The organism is Pseudoalteromonas sp. ABV4_021, assembly GCF_056159365.1.
This window is the reverse complement of the sequence record NZ_JBSWVB010000001.1, coordinates 234,477-251,411: the sequence shown is the minus strand read 5'-3', so window position 1 is coordinate 251,411 and position 16,935 is coordinate 234,477. Positions and strand designations below refer to the sequence as shown.

The following is a 16,935-nucleotide window of genomic DNA, read 5'->3' as shown; positions in this document are numbered from 1 at the left end:
ACTTTATTCCAAACGTAAAAAACCCCGACCAAGGCCGGGGTTTTTAGCGTTTACTTAATTAATAAAAATTAAGCAATAACGTCTACTAAAGTCCAAGATTTGTTCTTAGAGATAGGAGCACATTCACGAATAGTAACTGTGTTGCCTACTTTAGCAGTGTTGTTCTCATCGTGTGCGTGTAGCTTAGTAGTACGCTTGATGAATTTACCATAGATTGGGTGCTTCACCTGACGTTCAATAGCAACAACGATAGACTTGTCCATCTTGTCACTAACTACGCGACCTTGTAGAGTACGGATTTTATCGCTCATTATGCACCTGCCTTCTGGTTGATAACCGTTTTAACACGCGCGATATCGCGACGTACTTTACGTAGTAAATGAGACTGAGCTAGCTGACCAGTGCTCGCTTGCATGCGCAGGTTAAACTGCTCACGAAGAAGCTCTAGAAGTTCAGTGTTTAGCTCTTCTACGCTCTTGTCTTTTAATTCGCTAGCTTTCATTACATTACCGTCCGAGTTACGAATGTTGTCTTGAATGGTAGTTTACGAGCAGCAAGGTCAAACGCTTCACGAGCAAGCTCTTCAGAAACACCTTCCATTTCGTAAAGTACTTTACCAGGCTGAATTTCAGCAACCCAGTATTCTACGCTACCTTTACCTTTACCCATACGAACTTCAAGCGGCTTGTTTGTAATTGGCTTATCTGGGAACACACGGATCCAGATTTTACCTTGACGCTTGATGTGACGAGTCATAGCACGACGAGCTGCTTCGATTTGACGAGCAGTCATACGGCCACGGCCAGTCGCTTTAAGGCCGAATGAGCCGAAGCTAACTTTGTTACCGTTTTGCGCTAAACCGCGGTTGCGGCCTTTGTGCATTTTACGGAATTTTGTACGTTTTGGCTGTAACATTGATCGCTACCCCTTACTTAGCTTTACGAGCTTTTTTCGGTGCACGCTTAGCTGGCTTCTCAGCTTCTTGTTTCAGTGGAAGACCACCGATAACTTCGCCTTTGAAGATCCAAACTTTAACACCGATGATGCCGTAAGTAGTTAAAGCTTCTGAAGTTGCGTAATCGATATCAGCACGTAGAGTGTGTAGAGGTACACGACCTTCACGGTACCACTCAGAACGTGCGATTTCAGCGCCGCCTAAACGACCGCTAACTTCAACCTTAATACCTTTAGCGCCTAGACGCATTGCGTTTTGTACCGCGCGCTTCATAGCACGACGGAACATTACACGGCGCTCAAGCTGTGAAGAGATGCTGTCAGCTACAAGCTGTGCGTCTAACTCTGGCTTACGAACTTCAGAAATATTGATCTGAGCCGGAACACCTGCAAGTTTAGTCACTGCTTGACGTAGCTTCTCAACGTCTTCGCCTTTTTTACCGATAACAACACCAGGACGAGCTGTGTGAATTGTTACACGGATTGATTTCGCTGGACGTTCGATAACGATTTTAGACACAGAAGCCGCTTTTAATTCCTTTGTAAGGAAAGTACGAACTTTGTGATCGCCAAATAGCGTCTCAGAGTAGTCTTTTGTATTCGCGTACCAAGTAGATACCCAAGGTTTTGAGATACCTAGGCGAATACCAGTAGGGTGTACTTTTTGTCCCATTAGTTAATCTCCTAGTTATCTGAAACCACAACAGTGATGTGGCTAGTACGCTTAAGGATGCGATCCGCACGACCTTTAGCACGTGGACGAATACGTTTCATTGTAGGACCTTCGTCTACAAAAACTTTCGACACTTTAAGCTCATCAATGTCAGCACCTTCGTTATGCTCTGCATTCGCAATAGCAGACTCTAGTACTTTCTTAACTAAAACAGCCGCTGATTTAGGGCTGTACGCCAGTATTTCTAGCGCGCGATCAACAGGTAGTCCACGGACTTGATCTGCAACTAAACGTGCTTTTTGCGCTGAACCAGAGGCGAATTTGTGTTTAGCTAATGCTTCCATCATATTCCCCTATTAACGCTTTTTAGCTTTCTTATCAGCAGCATGGCCGCGATAAGTACGTGTAGGTGCAAATTCACCTAGTTTGTGACCGATCATTTCGTCCGAAACAAATACAGGGACGTGCTGACGACCATTATGGACAGCGATGGTCAATCCGATCATATTAGGGATGATCATTGAACGACGGCTCCAAGTCTTTATAGGCTTCTTGTCACCGCTTTCCAACGCCTTCTCTACCTTCTTCAGCAAGTGTAGGTCAATGAATGGACCCTTCTTGAGAGAACGTGGCATGGCAATTCCTCAACTATTACTTAGTACGACGACGTACGATAAATTTATCAGTACGCTTGTTCTTACGTGTCTTAGCACCTTTGGTAGGCTTACCCCATGGAGACACAGGATGACGACCACCAGAAGTACGACCTTCACCACCACCGTGTGGGTGGTCTACTGGGTTCATGGCAACACCACGAACTGTAGGACGAACACCACGCCAACGGTTAGCACCAGCTTTACCTAGTGAACGAAGCATGTGTTCTGCGTTACCTACTTCACCTAAAGTTGCGCGACAATCCGCTTCAACTTTACGCATCTCGCCTGAACGTAGACGAAGTGTTACGTACTGACCTTCACGAGCAAGGATCTGAACGTATGCACCCGCTGAACGAGCGATTTGAGCACCTTTACCAGGCTTAAGCTCAACGTTGTGAACAGTAGAACCTACAGGCATGTTACGCATTGGCAATGTGTTACCAACCTTGATCGGTGCATCAACACCAGATTGGATTGAATCACCAGCTTTAAGGCCTTTAGGTGCGATGATGTAACGACGCTCACCGTCTGCATATAATACAAGAGCGATGTTTGCGCTACGGTTTGGATCGTATTCTAAACGCTCAACTTTAGCCGGAATACCGTCTTTAGTGCGTTTGAAATCGATTACACGGTAATGATGCTTATGACCACCACCAATGTGACGAACCGTGATACGACCGTTGTTGTTACGACCACCTGATTTAGAGTTTTTCTCTAGTAGCGGAGCGTATGGCTTACCCTTGTGTAGATCAGGGTTAACCACTTTAACGACGTGACGACGACCCGCAGAAGTTGGTTTACACTTTTGAAGTGCCATAATTCTAACTCCTTAAATTACTCGGCGCCGCCGACAAAGTCTAATTCGCTGCCTTCTTTAAGAGTAACGTAAGCTTTTTTCCAATCAGAACGCTGACCGAAACGCATACCAGTGCGCTTTTTCTTACCCTTAACAACAAGCGAACGAACACCCGTTACTTCAACTTCGAAAAGTTTTTCTACAGCTGCTTTAATTTCAGCTTTAGTTGCATCTTTAGCTACTTTGAACACAATAGTGTTGCTAGTTTCAGCATTGATAGTACTTTTCTCAGAGATGTGCGGAGCACGTAGAACTTTTAATAAACGTTCTTCAGAGATCATGCTAATGCCTCCTCAAGTTGCTTAACAGCTGCAGCTGTAATAAGAACCTTATCGAAAGCAATTAAGCTTACTGGGTCAATGCCCGCAACGTCACGTACGTCTACTTTATATAGGTTACGTGAAGATAAGAATAGGTTCTCATCAACTTCTTCAGTTACGATTAGAACATCTTTAAGCTCTAGCTCTTTAAGCTTGCTTACTAGTTCTTTAGTCTTTGGTGCTTCTAGACCAAAGTTTTCAACAACTACTAAACGCTCTTGACGAACTAGTTCAGATAGGATGCTTTGAATCGCACCGCGATACATCTTACGGTTAACTTTTTGGCTGTGATCTTGCGGCTTAGCTGCAAAGCTCACACCACCGCTGCGCCAGATTGGGCTGCGGATTGTACCAGCACGTGCACGGCCAGTACCTTTTTGACGAAATGGTTTCTTACCGCCACCACTTACTTCAGAACGTGTCTTCTGAGCTTTAGTACCTTGACGAGCACCTGCTGCGTAAGCAACAACTACTTGGTGTACTAATGCTTCGTTAAACTCACGACCAAAAGTAGCTTCGGAAACCTCAAGAGCGCCTGATGCGTCTTTTAACGTTAATTCCATCACTAAATCTCCAGGACTTAAGCTTTAACAGCTGGTTTAACGATTACGTCGCCATTTACTGCGCCAGGTACTGCACCTTTAACAAGTAATAGACCACGTTCTGCGTCAACACGAACAACTTCTAGGTTTTGAGTCGTTACACGCTCAGCACCCATGTGACCGGCCATTTTCTTACCTTTAAATACTTTACCAGGTGATTGGTTTTGACCAATTGAACCCGGAGCACGGTGAGATAATGAGTTACCGTGAGTAGCGTCTTGCATGCTGAAGTTCCAGCGCTTAACACCACCTTGGAAGCCTTTACCTTTAGAAGTACCAGTTACGTCAACTTTCTTAACGTCGTTGAATACTTCAACAGTAATTTCGTTACCAACTTCGAAGTCGCCTTCGTCGCCAGATAGACGGAATTCCCACAGACCACGACCAGCCTCAACACCAGCTTTAGCGAAGTGACCCGCTTCTGGTTTGTTTACACGGCTAGCTTTCTTCTCGCCTGCAGTCACTTGAAGCGCGTTATAACCGTCAGTAGCTTCAGATTTAACCTGAGTTACACGGTTTGGCGTCGCTTCGATAACGGTTACTGGGATTGAAACGCCATCTTCAGTGAAGATACGAGTCATGCCCACTTTACGACCGATTAGACCTAATGCCATTTTCCTAAAACCTCTCTAATCTTCCGATTAACCCAGGCTGATTTGAACATCAACACCAGCAGCAAGGTCTAAACGCATTAGTGCGTCTACAGTCTTGTCAGTTGGCTCTACGATGTCGATCAGACGTTTGTGGGTGCGGATTTCGTACTGATCACGCGCGTCTTTGTTAACGTGCGGAGAAACAAGTACAGTGAAACGCTCTTTGCGTGTAGGAAGTGGGATTGGACCACGAACCTGTGCACCAGTGCGCTTAGCAGTTTCCACGATTTCCAACGTTGATTGGTCAATCAAACGATGGTCAAAAGCTTTTAGGCGAATACGAATGCGTTGATTTGACATTCAATTAAACCTCAATAAAAAGAGCATTTTAAAAAGAGCATAAAAAAACCGTCAACTCATCCAAAAAATTGGAAAGCGACAATCTTCTTATATCTTACCTTTGAACTCCAAATCGGAGTTCCTGTTCATGGGCTTGAAATCCAAGCCTCTATCTTTAACTTTCAAAGCTTGTAAGCGAACTCACAATTTTGAAAGTTTGCGTATTATAGTGATATTGATGATAAATGCAACAGTTTTTTTGAGGCAGGGTTTAGGGTTTAGGGTTTAGGGTTTAGGGTTTAGGGTTTAGCAATTATTCTGAAATCTAAGATCTGAAAGCTAAATATTTTATAGGGAAAATAAAATGGGGGGTGGATAAATCCCCCATTTGGTCCAAAGAAAATCGCAATGTTAAATATCAATGCGATGAGCTTAGACTACTGACTGCGCGCCCTATTCTCTAGGCTAAAGTGATAATACGAACAAATTCGGTGACAAACGGCGAAGCTATTACAATTTGACATAAGATTCTTATCTTTCATCGAGATAAGGTTGCTCATTTGTAACGAATAGCTACAAAAACGATTTGTTCTTACATTTTTCTATCAAGAGCTTAAGCTTGAGATAATATCCGGAAAGCCTAATTACTCATAAACTAAATCATAAAAATAGGAGCCTTAGGCTCCTATTTTTCGCTATGCTAATCTCTATTAGAACGCAATAGAGTAGTTTGCATATACAACACGACCAATGATGTCATGGAAAGCATCATTGAAACCATCACGTAACTCATCATTTAAGTCAGCAATGTTATCAGTTAGGTTACGAGCACCAACTGTAAGCTTGCCATACTGATCTGTTGTGTAAGATGCAGACAAGTCAATAGTATTCCAACTTGAGAAATCTTGACGTTCAATGTTAGCTAGCTCATCCTCTGGTGACTCACCTTTAAATGCAGCTGTATAACGATATGTAAGGTTTGCATCAAAATCACCGATACTATAACCAAAACCTGTGTTGAAACGATACTCAGGAGTATCTTGATAACCAACTTCATCAAAACGAGGTGCTGTCGGAGTATCTTGCGTTTCATACTCTAGCGTATATGAGCCTTCAAAGCTGTAACGAAGCTCACCGTAATTACCTAAGTCGAAACGGCTTTTCACACTTAAATCAATACCGCTTGTTGTAATACCAGCCATATTAATAGAGCTTGTATTTACATTTGTTAGCGTGCCATCTGCATCACGTGTAATGTTAATTCGATTAGGATCAAAGTTACTAAGTAGACCCGCAGCTTCTAAATCAACAACTGACTGTGCGCTAAGAAATTGTACTTGCTCATTAATTTCAATGTTGTAGTAATCCACAGTCATTGATGTACCATCAACGATATCCCAAACTAAACCTAATGAGTACTGGTCAGATTCTTCAGGATTTAGCCCCTCATTACCTGCACTTCGGCGTTCAATCTGTTGTGGCTCACACACATCGGCATCTTCACGGTCTGCTGGCGGCAGAGCTTGACAACGAGTTGTATCAATTACTCGGTTAAAGCTTAATGCTTCATCACCAAGTAAGTCGTCTAAACTTGGCGCTCGGAAGCCTTGGCCATAAGATGCACGCAGTACTAAACTATCAAGCGCTTGATAACGCGCATTAATTGCTGACGAAAGTTTACCTTTATCTGGCACACTATACTGGTCATAACGTGTTGCGACTTTTAAAGTTAAGCTTTCTAAAACTGGTAAATCCATTTCAGCAAACGCCGCTTTATAACTACGCTCACCTGCACTATCACCACCAAACGCACCTAATACGTCACCATTTGCAGTCTGTCGGTCCATTTTATCTACAAATGTATCGTCTCGATATTCTGCACCTACTGAGTAAGCTAAAGTACCACCACCAAGTTCTAGGTTTGTATCAGACGCCCAACTAATTAATGCCGCTTTTGATACAGTTTCTGCTTCACGAGTGAACGTATGCTGGAAAAGAGCCATATCTTCTGCTGACGCATTACCACCAAGTACAAACGGATTCCAGCGACCATCATTTACTGCGTCTCTAAATTTATCTTCAAAAACGTAGTGCTCAGTTTTGATATTCACTTTTTGCGTACTGTGTTGTAGGTCAACTTTAAGTGAGCCCATATCAGTGTTGTAAGTTAGTGATGTTGAGAAGTCTAACACGTTACTATCAAACGTTGATTCACGATCAGCTGCACCAACCATACGGGTCCAGTATTCGATACGCTGTGGATTTGCAGTGCCGAAAGTAGGGTTGTTTGGATTATCTGCTTCCATATAAAAAGGATCATTACCAAAACCTGTATTAATACTTGTTGATGCTGTTTCAGAGCTATCAAAAAGTACCATTACTTGTGAATCCCAGACTAGGTTATCAGTAATGTCATAGCCTACATGACCAAAGATTGAATCTTTCTTACGGTCAGGTAAAAAGTCTTTACCATCAAGGTAATTGTAACCACATCGCTTATCATCTTCACCACGGTCCACAATCATATCTGCGGGACAATCTGGGCCTGGCATACGCGCACCAATAGCATTACCTTCGTCATCAACAGGGCGATACGTACCATATGGAGAATAAATAGTTGAACGGTTATAACCAGTTTCCCAATCAGCTTCTAGTTGAGGGCGACCACTACCGCCACCTGCTAAACCTTCCCACTGCTTGTGCTCCATTACAACAGTTGAGCGAGCACGTTCACCTTGAGAACCAAATGTAAGTGAAACACCAGCTTCATCACGTTGACCTCGTGTTGGGTTTGCAAATGAACCTTTAACTAATAATCCTTCAAAGTCTTTTTTCAGAATAATATTAATTACGCCACCGATAGCATCAGAACCATAAATAGCTGATGCGCCATCACGCAGAATATCGATACGCTCTACTGCTTCAATTGGTACAAAGTTTAAGTTAGTACTTGTACCACCAAATGTTGCAGAAGGTGCAATACGGCGACCATTGATAAGCGTTAATGTTCTTGCTGAACCTAAACCACGCATACCTGAACTTGAGTGGTTTTGCGCGGAACTACCGCCCGCACTTACAAAGCTACCTTGCGTGTTGTAAGGCATTTGAGCAATAACTGCTGATAAATCGGTTAAACCTGTCGCTGCAATATCTGATGATGTTAGCGTTGTAACAGGAAGCGCCGATTCCATATCTGTTCTTTGTATACGTGAACCTGTTACTTCAATGCGTTCTACTTCTTCTGACGAAGCATTTTCTTCTGCCGCATTTACTGAAAAGTTGATAGATGATAGCAATGCTGAGGTAATCGCAACCTTTAACACTGACTTATTGAATTTTTTCATTTATTTTATCTCCCTGGAATAATATTGCGTTGAACTAGTCAAACGCAAAGCTCAACCTAATTACATTAAGAAGGCATTTCCATTTGTATTATTCAAGAGGATCCAATTTAAGGATAAGCGGCGAGAGTTGAATTCAAAAACTATAAATCTGACATAAAAAGACACATGTATTAACTTTCTGTTTATCTATAGTTAAAGAATCACACTAGTAATATTTGAATATAGTAAATTAATCCCTTAATTTAAGACACAAAAAAGCCAACGACAATGTCGCTGGCTTTGAGTTACTAAACTACTAATTAAAATGAATATTTAACGCCGAGTGTAAATACTCGTCCATCAAGTGAATACAAATCTCGTGAAGTTGCTGCAGAATCCTGCACCCAACCACCAACAGTATCAATTGCCGGATCTTCGTCTGTTAAGTTACGTACACCAAAGGCAAGGTCCAACCCATCCATAGCAGAATAAATTGCATTAATTGAATGAGTATCCCACGCTTCAAATTTACCGCCTGTGTCCGAATCTGTTTCAGCAATCCACTGATACATATAGTTCACACGTAAGTCACCAATTTCATATAGGAAATTGAAATTAGCTCGATTCGCTGGATAACCTTGTGTACCTGGTTGATCAAATAATACGCCTAAGATTTCTTCTTCATAAGTTGCAATATGAGACCATTGTAGTTCAGGTCTAAAATCACCAAAGCTAGTTTCATGCAAATACTGGATCTTTAAATCAACACCTTCAACAGTTCGTGATGCAAGGTTAGCAACAGGATTAATTAGGCCACAGTCTGGGTATTTTTTAACTGCGCATCGCGTTATCGCTCCTGGTATACCATTTTGCGAAGGAGCACGATTAACAATTACACCTGCAGGAAGATTGTTCGCTTGCTCAAGCTCAAACACATCTTTAAACTCAATTTGAGTAACAACATCTTCAAGCTCAACACTATAGTAATCTGCGGTAATTAAGAAATTATCTACCGGTTCTAAAATGATACCAAAGTTATATGATTCTGAAGTTTCAGCTTTCAAGTCTGGGTTGCCCGCTGAATATGTCTCTTGCTGACCTGCTGGACAATCTTTATCTGCAATACCCTGTGCACGACAACGAGTTGTATCGACGATACCATCAAAACTCTGTTGTGGTTGCGCATATAAGTCCGTTAGGTTTGGTGCTTTAAAACCTTGACCATATGAAGCTCGTAATTTAAGCCAATCAGTCGCAACATAAGATGCTGAAATCGAAGGTGAAACTTCTGAGCCAAAATCATCATAGTCATCATAACGCACCGCCATATTGATATCTAAACCTTCAATAACCGGTACATAGAGCTCGCCAAATACTGCGGAACGTTTACGCTCACCCGCCGCACTATTACCTGATGAACCTAGTACATTGCGTGCTTCGCGATATGCATCATAAATATCTTTATAATCTTCACTTACATATTCTGCACCAGCAGACCATTGAAGTCCGTCGCCACCTAATCCAAGTTCAATATCCGTTGAACCATTCAACACAACTTGGAATGAAGATGTTTCATTGCCTAGGTCACGAGAGAGCGTAGCGTTACTATTTGCAATCGCAGCTTTATGCTCAGAATCTTCAGAGTATGGGTCTAAGTAATTATATGCCCCACTAGCCACTAACGCTTCTATGTTAGATTTTAGAATGTAATTTTCGCCTCGGCTATTCGCATCGTATCGGTATTTACGGAAACTAACATCATATTCAATATCAGTTGACCCTATTACACCATTAAAGCCAAGTACTGCATCAATTTCAGTCGCATCAATACTATCGTTTCGAGTCCCGTGACCTTTAAATCGGTGATAAAGAATAAAGTTTTCACCTACTGGATTAATAGGCGCGTCTGCCGAAACAGAGAAACCACCAATGGCTGGTGCAAAACGACCATATGACTCAACTTTAGAGATTCGACTCTCAAAATAGATCTGATGGTCGTCACCAAGCTCTCTTCTAGCATCAACAAACGTAGAAAAGCGCTCAACATCCATAGTGTTATACGATACTTCACTAAAGATATAGCCACAACCTTCACCAGAATAACCGAAAGGGTCGCGAACAAGTAGCGAGGTATCATCATTACAAGGACCTACAGCGAAGCCTTCGGTAAAATCTAAATCAAAGCCGGTATTACCGCCAGCATTCGCACCAGTAATATCGATAGCATCACGCGGGATGCCAGTACCTGTTTGCACAAAACCTGTATAGTCACGATCTTTATCTGCGATGTGATCTTTCTTTGAATACTCAAACGAGAAAAGAACGCTTGAAACATCACTTGAAGTGCCTGTAGTGATCTTGAAAGACTCTCTATCACCACCGTCTTGACTTGGAATATCACTGTTGTACTCAACAACTGTGCCATCGAAGTTTTTCTTCATAATGATGTTAATAACACCACCAATCGCATCCGCACCATAAACAGCGGATGCACTATCTGTAAGGATTTGAATACTTTCAACTGCAGACATTGGGATTGTGTTGATATCAACCGCAGAACTGCCAGTGAAGGCATTGCCAGGCACACGGCGACCATTTATTAATACTGCAGTGCGATCTTCACCTAAACCTCTAAGGTTTACTAACGCAGCACCACCAAAACTACTACCTGATTGTTCACGGTAAGAACCTAAAGTGTTAAAAGATGTATTACGTAAAACGTCAGCTACACTGTCGAAGCCTTGTTCTTTAATAGACTCAGCTGAAATTACTGTAACTGGTGTGGCTGTTTCAAGATCTGAGCGCTTGATACGTGAACCTGTAATTTCAATACGTTCTACGTCTTCAGCTGAACGTTCTTCAGCTGCATTTGCGTTTAAGTTAACCCCTGTTAACAACGCGGATGTCATTGCTATTTTTAGCGCTGACTTTTTAAATGTATTCATTATGATAATCTCCCTGGAAAAATTGCGCGACTTAGTCAAACGCAAATTGCAACCTAATTACATTGGAAGACTATTGCTATTTATATTACTTAAAAGGAATGAAGTGAGTGGTAAACGGCTCAAGGTTAGTTAAAAAGCCATAAGCCGGAAACAAAAAGATACAAACATTTACTTTCTAGTGTTCGGTATTTAGAGAAAGTTTGGGCTGCTCTTGCTAAGTGAAGCTCTTTAGCATTTACTGTCCGCGCGTAATTTCAGGTTTGTTCATGCGCTTGAGTGTATTTTGTGCCACTTCTTCATCACGCTTAATTTGCTCAATTGTACGACACACTTTAGTTTTTCGATTGCTACCTGTACGATACATCATTTCACATCTCACTCCATTAACGTCAGTATCAGCTTCTTTTTTCTGTACACTAGCAACTTGATCTCGCTTAAACATATCTTGTGACGATTCACAACCAACTATAAATAACAGTGAAACACTCATAATTATTAGAGATTTATACATTTTTTGTCCTTAAATAAAAAAGGGGTGATTAAACACCCCTACCAGGGTTATAGTCCGTTAAAAGCTAACAACAGCACGTAAGTACATATAACGACCAATAATGTCGTAAGTTGCTACATCAGTATTTGCACCAAATGCTGAGAATACAAATGGCGGCTCTTCATCAAATAAGTTATCAATACCAGCAGTAACTGTTAAGTGATCTGTCACTAAATAGCTACCCTGTAAGTCAACGACTACATTTGATTCAACACTACGGTCAAATCCATCTTCAGCAGTCCACCAACCTTTTTCTGTTTCAGTAACGCCATCAATGTAACGGGTAGTAAGTGTTGCATCCCAATCATCTTTTGACCAACCCACTATAAAGTTAGTTTTTAATTCTGCAAAGTGACCATCGTGGTCTACTTCGAAACGGCCAACATGATCAATTGTTTCAGATGCTAAGTGCTTATCGTATTCAAGTAAGTAAGTACCATCTAGTGACAGGCGCCACTCACCAAAGTTTGAATCAAAAGTATAGCGAATATCAAAGTCAATACCTGAGGTATCGATACCGCCTACGTTTACCGCATAATCATCAACCGTAATAATACCACCATATGCAGCACTGTCTGGACCAAATCGGGTAATACGGTCACAATATTCGCCTTGCTTAAAACACCCTGTTAAAGTACTTTGAGTACCTACTGTAGATAGCGCATTATCAAGTTGAATTTCCCAGTAATCGACACTGAAAGAAAGGTTTTCAATAAAGTCTGGTGTGTACACCATACCTACAGTTAAAACATCAGCTTCCTCTGGCTCTAATTCAGTTGTTCCTCCCCAGTTTGATGCTCCACCGGTGTTTGAAGGGATTTGTTCAACACCATCGGAGTTATAACCTTCAGCTGGAACACCTGTTGCAATACAATTTGCAAAATTCGGTGAGTTTTTTACTTCGTTATATTTATCTTCATCTAACTCACCCTCAGAGTCACGATAGGCGCTAGCATCACATTCATCTACAGCCTCAGGGAAGCCAATAGCTGCACCACCCACTAAATCATCAATTGTTGGTGCTCTAAATGCGGTTGAGACAGTTGAACGAAGTAACAACGCATCTGTAGGCATCCATTTAACACCAATTTTACCCGAAGTATTGTCACCAAAAGAACTATAATCAGAATAACGGAATGCTGCGCTCAACTCGAGCATGTGAGCAAATGGTGCGTCGTCCAAAATTGGCACAATCGCTTCACCAAACACTTCTTGTACATCATATCCACCTACCGTACTTACCGCGTTACCAGCGGTAGTTGTACCTTGAAGGATTAGCGAGTCAGGCTTGTAATACCCTGATTCTTTACGGTATTCATATCCCGCTGCAAACCCTACAGGGCCCGCTGGTAAATCAAATAAGTCGCCAGAAACAATTGCAGAAAGTGTCTCTTGACGGTTTTGACCTAACTCTGTTGTGTTATAGTCTCCCGAAATATACTGTAACATTTCAGGTGTAATTGCAGTATCAGTGCCCGGTTGGCCAAATATGTTAAGTGGAACACACCCATCAATTACAGCACCTTCAGCATTCAAACATACAAGCTGAGCGCCATTCGCAGCATCTACAATTGCGTTACCGTCAGCATCGGTAATAAGTGACCCGTTCGCATCTAACCAACCTGTTGGACCAGCAGCTTCACCTACTCGAGCTAAGTTGAAATAGCCTTCAGCGCGCTCTGTTGCATCACTTTGACCGAAATTATACGAGATCTCCCAATCCCATCCATTTTCAAATACACCATTAAAACCTACCACAGTTCTAAATGTCTTATAATCTCGTTCATTTTTACGACCGCCCGTTTCTAGCATACGGCGACGCCAATCATCTATCTGGAATGAATTACCATCAGGATCTTTCGGACCATATTTTACGTTGTAATAGTTGTCTGGCGAATACGGAGCTTCAGTACCAAAGAAAATAAGTGGTGCTAATGGCTCAGGTGCAATTAAGCGTTTACCAACCGTTTGTACATAACTCATCTCAGCAAATGAGTTTACTTCACCTAAAACACCAAACTCACCTAATAAATAGTTTGCAAAAACATTTACATATTTGCGTTTACTTGGGGTTTGTAGATAATTTACTGGGTTATAATTATAAGAATCTGTTGTCCCATCATAAGGGCGCCAATCACCAAACTCAGGCCCTTGTGTTACATTGTCACCATCGTAACCATCCATATTACTCCAAGGTGGCGCAGATGAACCGCCTCGCTCAGTACTTCCATCAGCATAGGCTCGAAGTTCATATTCTGAAAAACTTCTGTCTCCTTGAAAGGCGTCGCCTTGGTCGTTATAACCCAATGACACAACAACATTTCCGCGATCACTCGCTGCACCAAATGTTAAATCAACCCCTTTAGCTTCAGCATCACCTTCGCCACTTTGACCTGCGTTCAGTTTTAGTTCAAACCCTTCATAATCATTTCGCGTGATGATATTCACCACACCCGCGATCGCATCAGAACCATAAGTAGCAGAAGCACCGTCTTTCAAAACTTCTACACGCTTAACTACCGAAGTTGGAATTGTATTAAGGTCAACGGAGGCATTTGCGCCATTACCGCCAGCAACCACACGACGACCATTGATTAACACTAGAGTTCTTTCATCACCTATACCGCGCAATGAAAAACGCGTACTGGAGTCACCGCCATTATTGGTTTGAGTATTAACCGCGGCGCCTGCAGATGAGGTTAAATTTTGCAGTAAGTCGCCAACGTTGTTAACACTCATTTTGCTAATTGCCGCAGCATCGATAGTCGTGACTGGGTTAGCACCTTCCATATCAGTTCGCTTAATACGCGAACCAGTCACTTCAATACGTTCGACTTGGTTTTCCGCTGCTTCTTCCGCTGCATTAGCTGAAAAAGTAACACCTGATAGCAGCGCTGTTGATACCGCTGCCTTTAATACTGACTTCTTAAATTGAGCCATATTAGATTCTCCCGGGAAATCTCATGTTATTATATTGTTGCTTTATTGTTTAAATTTAACTTTAACATCGTTTACAAAATAATAACAAGAATATTTGGTTACCACACCGAATACACAAGCGGCGTAATAATCAATTTAAGCGGACACTTGTGTAATTTCTGTTACAGAAATAAAAATATTTTTACAGAAGCTTTACATGACATACCTTAGCAACTTAATAACCACTAACATTTTGTTACTCCTTGTTACCCAAAAAGACTAACACCGTAGACAAATCAATGACAAAATGCACAGACCTTATAGTTAGAAGGAACTTGCGTAATGAGAAAATTTAGTCTCGTTATTGCAGACGAAAAAGAAAGCAATAAGTCTGCACTAAAAACATTGTTAAAGGAGCACGAAAACTTTGAAGCAATTGCTTTAGCGTTTGACTGGTCTGAAGCAATTAGCATTGTAAATACGATGCAAGCTGACGTTCTTTTTATTAATCACAACTTGCTGCCTGATTTAGACGCATTAGAAACATTAGCTCAAGAATGCCCTGACTATACGCAAATCGTTTATCTTGGAGAGTCAGAAGCTGAGGCAATTTACGCATTCGAACATGATTTCGCTGACTATCTTTTATTCCCTTGCGATAGGAATCGATTTAGTAAGTGCATCAAAAAGCTTTCGTCACGGCTCAATAACAACAAACAGCTCCCTTTTGAGAATATCCAAAGTTTGATTAATCAGTTAAACACGCCTGATCAAACTCTTATAGTGAAAGACTCTGGAAGAATTAAGCTGATCGATTGTAATGACATCGTCTGGGTTGGCGGCGCTGGTAACTATGTCGAACTATATTTAGTGAACGAAGAACGCCCAACTCTCCACAGAGAAACATTATCTGCTATGGAAACCAAACTAGCTGATTTAGGATTTATACGCATTCATCGTAGTGTAATCGTCAGGAAAAAGTGTATCGCCGAGCTCAAACCAACCGACAGCGGCGATTATCAGGTTACTTTACGCAATGGCCATCAACTTAGCCTTTCAAGACGGTATAAGTCATCAATGACAGGTATCATCTAATAACTACGATATAATTCACGTGATAAGTGTTTGTATGATATAAATAGTTTGTTTGTGCTAGTATGAACAAATAAAAGATAACTCGTGTAAACACTTGTCTATGAAGCTTATTAAAATCTCACCAATCGTAGCCTTAAGTACCTTGCTCTTTGGATGTCAATCAAATGACTTCAACCCAGAGAGTAAAATCAGCACCATTACTGATGCAGAAACTAAACTTCAGAAAGCTATTGAAGATAAATCGTGTGATGCAAGCTATCAATGCCGTGTAATCTCCTATGGTGAACGCGCATGCGGCGGCCCGAGTCGCTTTGATATTTACTCAATTAAAACAAGCAAACAAGAAGACATTGAATTCTTGGCAACTGAAATAACATCCTTTGAACAAGCTTATAACCAAAAAAACAAAGCATTTTCGACTTGTGAGCATAATCCAGCACCTCAAACCCTTTGCTTGAACAAAAAGTGTGAAGTAATAGAAAGAGAATGATACAGATCCTAAACGTTACTAAATCTTAATTTTGTAAGCTCTTGGTCAAGTAAAGCCCTATCAAATAGAAAAACTGTATTTCTATAGCTATTACCTTAAAACCGCTCTGCTACGTTGTGCTTCTCAGTCACTTGTATACGTTCCATAAATCACTCAATGAACAGAAGCCGAGATAGCTTAGACTCAAGGACTCAGGACTCAGGGTTCAGGGTTCAGGGTTCAGGGTTCAGGGTTCAGGGTTCAGGGTTCAGGGTTCAGGGTTCAGGGTTCAGGGTTCAGCAATATTCTGAACTCTGGTTTCTTAATCCTAAAATCTTTTTATGGTTCAAACGCAAAAAGCCCGCTCATTGAGCGGGCTTTTCACTTAATTAGGAGCTTGGCGATGTTCTACTTTCACATGGGCGAACCCACACTATCATCGACGCTGTTTCGTTTCACTTCTGAGTTCGGCATGGGGTCAGGTGGTTCCAAAACGCTATAGTCACCAAGCAAATCTGGTTGACTTAAGAGTTAATCTTAAATCTAAATCTGGAAAGCTTTTTTTAAGTAAATGTCTACTTTAGTATTTGTCTCTTTTTTCAGAGACTATTCAACTTCTGCGGGTCTAAACCACTTTG

General features: G+C 41.5%; 17 protein-coding genes and 1 rRNA gene. 2 read left to right on the top strand and 16 right to left on the bottom strand.

Features of this window, described 5'->3' with window-relative positions; genetic code table 11:
• Window positions 1–68: 68 nt before the first annotated feature.
• The 15 genes from rpsQ to ACXAFE_RS01135 all read right to left on the bottom strand — a co-directional run bounded on the left by rpsQ (window position 69) and on the right by ACXAFE_RS01135 (window position 14,754).
• Complete coding sequence (gene rpsQ / locus ACXAFE_RS01205; protein ID WP_010561264.1) at window positions 69–311, bottom strand: 30S ribosomal protein S17; 243 nt, start codon at window positions 309–311, stop codon at window positions 69–71.
• On the bottom strand, window positions 311–502 hold the full coding sequence (rpmC, locus tag ACXAFE_RS01200; RefSeq protein WP_010561265.1) for a 50S ribosomal protein L29: 192 nt from the start codon (window positions 500–502) through the stop codon (window positions 311–313). Before rpmC ends, rpsQ begins: the two co-directional genes overlap by 1 nt.
• Window positions 502–915, bottom strand: a complete 414-nt coding sequence (rplP, locus tag ACXAFE_RS01195; RefSeq protein WP_010561266.1) for a 50S ribosomal protein L16 — start codon at window positions 913–915, stop codon at window positions 502–504. The genes rpmC and rplP overlap by 1 nt, the downstream gene beginning before the upstream one ends.
• A gap of 13 nt (window positions 916–928) precedes the next feature.
• Window positions 929–1,627, bottom strand: coding sequence for a 30S ribosomal protein S3 (gene rpsC, locus ACXAFE_RS01190; RefSeq protein ID WP_010561267.1), 699 nt, complete (start codon window positions 1,625–1,627; stop codon window positions 929–931).
• Window positions 1,628–1,638: 11 nt separating this feature from the next.
• The gene (rplV, locus tag ACXAFE_RS01185; RefSeq protein WP_054979003.1) at window positions 1,639–1,971 is read right to left on the bottom strand and encodes a 50S ribosomal protein L22; all 333 of its coding nucleotides are present in this window, start codon (window positions 1,969–1,971) and stop codon (window positions 1,639–1,641) included.
• A gap of 12 nt (window positions 1,972–1,983) precedes the next feature.
• Window positions 1,984–2,262 carry a 30S ribosomal protein S19 gene (rpsS, locus tag ACXAFE_RS01180; protein WP_010561269.1) on the bottom strand — a complete coding sequence of 93 codons (279 nt, stop codon included), beginning with the start codon at window positions 2,260–2,262 and terminating at the stop codon, window positions 1,984–1,986.
• A 16-nt stretch (window positions 2,263–2,278) separates the two neighbouring features.
• Window positions 2,279–3,103: a 50S ribosomal protein L2 gene (gene rplB, locus ACXAFE_RS01175; RefSeq protein WP_010561270.1), complete on the bottom strand. Its 825-nt coding sequence runs from the start codon at window positions 3,101–3,103 to the stop codon at window positions 2,279–2,281.
• Window positions 3,104–3,120: 17 nt separating this feature from the next.
• On the bottom strand, window positions 3,121–3,423 hold the full coding sequence (gene rplW / locus ACXAFE_RS01170; RefSeq protein ID WP_054979005.1) for a 50S ribosomal protein L23: 303 nt from the start codon (window positions 3,421–3,423) through the stop codon (window positions 3,121–3,123).
• On the bottom strand, window positions 3,420–4,025 hold the full coding sequence (gene rplD, locus ACXAFE_RS01165) for a 50S ribosomal protein L4 (protein WP_054979006.1): 606 nt from the start codon (window positions 4,023–4,025) through the stop codon (window positions 3,420–3,422). The genes rplW and rplD overlap by 4 nt, the downstream gene beginning before the upstream one ends.
• Window positions 4,026–4,042: 17 nt before the next feature.
• Window positions 4,043–4,678 (bottom strand): 50S ribosomal protein L3, encoded by a 636-nt coding sequence (gene rplC / locus ACXAFE_RS01160; protein WP_010561273.1) that lies wholly within the window; start codon window positions 4,676–4,678, stop codon window positions 4,043–4,045.
• 27 nt (window positions 4,679–4,705) lie between these two features.
• Window positions 4,706–5,017 (bottom strand): 30S ribosomal protein S10, encoded by a 312-nt coding sequence (rpsJ, locus tag ACXAFE_RS01155; RefSeq protein ID WP_010561274.1) that lies wholly within the window; start codon window positions 5,015–5,017, stop codon window positions 4,706–4,708.
• Between the two features lie 689 nt (window positions 5,018–5,706).
• Window positions 5,707–8,340 (bottom strand): TonB-dependent receptor plug domain-containing protein, encoded by a 2,634-nt coding sequence (locus ACXAFE_RS01150; protein WP_237131410.1) that lies wholly within the window; start codon window positions 8,338–8,340, stop codon window positions 5,707–5,709.
• Between the two features lie 299 nt (window positions 8,341–8,639).
• Window positions 8,640–11,264 carry a TonB-dependent receptor plug domain-containing protein gene (locus ACXAFE_RS01145; protein WP_475147352.1) on the bottom strand — a complete coding sequence of 875 codons (2,625 nt, stop codon included), beginning with the start codon at window positions 11,262–11,264 and terminating at the stop codon, window positions 8,640–8,642.
• A gap of 235 nt (window positions 11,265–11,499) precedes the next feature.
• The gene (locus ACXAFE_RS01140) at window positions 11,500–11,775 is read right to left on the bottom strand and encodes a hypothetical protein (RefSeq protein WP_475147347.1); all 276 of its coding nucleotides are present in this window, start codon (window positions 11,773–11,775) and stop codon (window positions 11,500–11,502) included.
• Between the two features lie 57 nt (window positions 11,776–11,832).
• On the bottom strand, window positions 11,833–14,754 hold the full coding sequence (locus tag ACXAFE_RS01135) for a TonB-dependent receptor domain-containing protein (RefSeq protein WP_475147341.1): 2,922 nt from the start codon (window positions 14,752–14,754) through the stop codon (window positions 11,833–11,835).
• Window positions 14,755–15,075: 321 nt separating this feature from the next.
• Here ACXAFE_RS01135 and ACXAFE_RS01130 point away from each other — a divergent pair, with 321 nt between their 5' ends.
• On the top strand, window positions 15,076–15,828 hold the full coding sequence (locus tag ACXAFE_RS01130; RefSeq protein WP_475147336.1) for a LytR/AlgR family response regulator transcription factor: 753 nt from the start codon (window positions 15,076–15,078) through the stop codon (window positions 15,826–15,828).
• Window positions 15,829–15,928: 100 nt separating this feature from the next.
• Window positions 15,929–16,318, top strand: a complete 390-nt coding sequence (locus tag ACXAFE_RS01125) for a hypothetical protein (RefSeq protein ID WP_475147332.1) — start codon at window positions 15,929–15,931, stop codon at window positions 16,316–16,318.
• Between the two features lie 374 nt (window positions 16,319–16,692).
• On the opposite strand, the gene rrf is transcribed toward ACXAFE_RS01125, so the two are convergent.
• Window positions 16,693–16,807 (bottom strand): 5S ribosomal RNA (gene rrf / locus ACXAFE_RS01120).
• Between the last annotated feature and the right edge of the window lie 128 nt (window positions 16,808–16,935).